This window comes from Halomonas sp. 707D4, from assembly GCF_024158685.1.
Lineage (GTDB): Bacteria > Pseudomonadota > Gammaproteobacteria > Pseudomonadales > Halomonadaceae > Vreelandella.
Window position 1 is genome coordinate 1 of record NZ_JAMZBD010000463.1, and the last position, 2,375, is coordinate 2,375.

General features: G+C 67.6%; 4 protein-coding genes. All 4 read left to right on the forward strand.

Annotated features, from left to right (window positions below; genetic code table 11):
• The coding region (locus BIS11_RS15280; protein WP_301286487.1) for a DNA polymerase III subunit gamma/tau C-terminal domain-containing protein at positions 1-684 on the forward strand (684 nt) is incomplete at its 5' end.
• An 86-nt stretch (positions 685-770) separates the two neighbouring features.
• Positions 771-1,097 (forward strand): YbaB/EbfC family nucleoid-associated protein, encoded by a 327-nt coding sequence (locus BIS11_RS15285; protein WP_227389238.1) that lies wholly within the window; start codon positions 771-773, stop codon positions 1,095-1,097.
• A 3-nt stretch (positions 1,098-1,100) separates the two neighbouring features.
• Entirely contained in the window at positions 1,101-1,706 is a 606-nt protein-coding gene (gene recR, locus BIS11_RS15290; RefSeq protein ID WP_253422187.1) for a recombination mediator RecR, read from the forward strand.
• 71 nt (positions 1,707-1,777) lie between these two features.
• Positions 1,778-2,375, forward strand: a 598-nt coding sequence (locus tag BIS11_RS15295; RefSeq protein WP_253586463.1) for a ribonuclease D, incomplete at its 3' end; no start/stop codon positions are given.

The window sequence follows — 2,375 nt, forward strand, 5'->3', positions numbered from 1 at the left end:
CCCGAACCTGAACCCGAGCGGGAGCCGGACGTGGCACCCGCGCTGGAGCCGCCGCCCTGGATGCAGGACGACCCTGGCCCGGCGCCCTTCGACGAGGCGCCGGCAAGCGAGGCGCCGAGCGACCCCTGGCCGCCCCAGGCGCCCATCGGCACGCCCGATGACGGTATGTCCGATGACGCTATAGAAGAAGCGCCCGAACCCGATGCCCCGGCCGAGCCTTCGCCCACGCCGCCTCAGCTTGGCGATGCGGCATCGAGCGACGCGCCGCAGAAAGCCCCGGCGAGTGTCGATGACCGGCTCGACCACGCCCGCTGGCTGGGGCTGTTCGACGCCCTGGGCCTCGGCGGGCTGACTCGCAATCTGGCCGCCCACTGCCAGGTGGCCAGCGACGATGGCCGCACGCTCGTCTTTCATCTCGACCCCGGCCAGTCGGCGATGCAGGCCGAGGTCCACGAGCAGCGCATCCAGAAGGCGCTGGAAGGGCAGGGGTTTTCGCGACGCATCGTGTTCGAGGTGGCCGAGCTCGACCGCGCCATCGAGACGCCCCGTGAGCAGGATCTGCGCTTTCAGCGCGAGCGCCACGCCGAGGCCGTTGATCTGTTGCAGCGCGACCCCAATATACTGAAGCTTGCGCAAGCCTTCGGGGCCACCCTCGACGAAGCCAGCGTCAAACCTAGAACCTAAAACCTAGAACCTAGCGCCATGACAGCGCGGGCGTTACGGCTTACGCTTACTCACGGCATGCACTGAACCAGTAAAGGAGTGACACCATGTTCAAAGGTGGAATGGGCAACCTGATGAAGCAGGCCCAGGAAATGCAGGAAAAGATGCAGAAGGTGCAGGAAGAGGTGGCCAAGGCGGAAGTGCATGGCGAGGCCGGCGCGGGCATGGTCAAGATCACCATGAACGGCCGCCACGACGTGAGCGACGTGACCATCGACCCGAGCGTGCTCGAAGAGGACAAGGAGCTTCTCGAAGACCTGCTGGCCGCCGCGGTGAACGACGCCGTGCGCAAGGTGGAAGCCAACTCCAAGGCCAAGATGGAAGAAGCCACTGCCGGGCTCAACCTGCCGCCCGGCTTCAAGATGCCGTTCTGATCGATGCGTTTCTCCCCCCTCATCGAGCAGCTCATCGAGTCGTTCCGGGTGCTGCCGGGCGTCGGGCCCAAGACCGCCCAGCGCATGGCGATGCACCTGCTCGAGCGTGAGCGCGAAGGCGGCAAGCGCCTCTCCGAGGTGATCGCCCAGGCGATCGACGAGGTCGGCTACTGCCGGCGCTGTCGCACGCTCACCGAAGCGCCGGTCTGCGCGCTGTGCGAGAGCTCGCGTCGGGACGACTCGCTGCTGTGCGTGGTGGAGTCGCCGGCGGATCAGCTCGCCATCGAGGAGGCGGGCGGTTTCCAGGGGCGCTACTTCGTGCTTCACGGGCACCTTTCGCCGCTCGACGGGGTCGGCCCCGAGGCGATCGGGCTGGACCTGCTCGAGGAGCGGGTCGGGGAGGGCGCCATCAAGGAAGTGGTGCTGGCCACCAACCCCACCGTGGAAGGCGAGGCGACGGCGCACTACATCGCCTCGCAGCTCGCCCGCCACGGCGTCGCCTTCTCGCGGCTCGCCTACGGCGTGCCCATGGGCGGCGAGCTCGAGTACGTCGATGGCGGCACGCTCAGTCGCGCCTTCAACGGCCGCTTGCCGTTCGGGCTCGAGTGAGCCCGAACGCGCCTCCCGACCTTTTCATTCTCATTGCAACCGCGCCGTTGTAGTTCACAGGAACGTCTACCGTGTCCGCTCTAACGCCCCCTCATCATCGCTGGATAGCGACTGCCGAAGCGCTCGACGCCGCCTGCCGGGACGTCGAGGGCGCCAGCATCCTGGCCCTCGATACGGAGTTCTTTCGCGAGAACACCTTCTTCCCGGTGCCCGCGCTGATCCAGTTCTCCGCCGGCCAGACCGCCTACCTGATCGACCCGGTGGCCGTGGAGTGCACGCCCGCGTTTCGAGCGCTGCTGCAGAATTCGGCGCTGAAGCTCCTGCACGCCTGCAGCGAGGACCTCGAGGTCCTCAAGCTCTGGGCGGGCGTGCTGCCCGCGCCTTTGGTAGATACCCAGATCGCCCAGGCGCTGCTGGGCGAGGTACCGGCTATGGGCTACCAGAAGCTGGTCGAGCACTGGGTCGGCGAGACCCTGCCCAAGGAGGAGACCCGCTCCAACTGGCTGTTGCGCCCGCTGACGGAGAGCCAGTGCGCCTACGCGGCCCTCGATGTGCTCTACCTGCTCGAGGTGTGGGCGCTGCAGTCCGGCAAGCTCGAGGCCCTGGGGCGCCGCGCGTGGCTGATGGAGGAGTGCGAGGCCCAGCTCGCTCAGGCCGAGCGCAACGCGC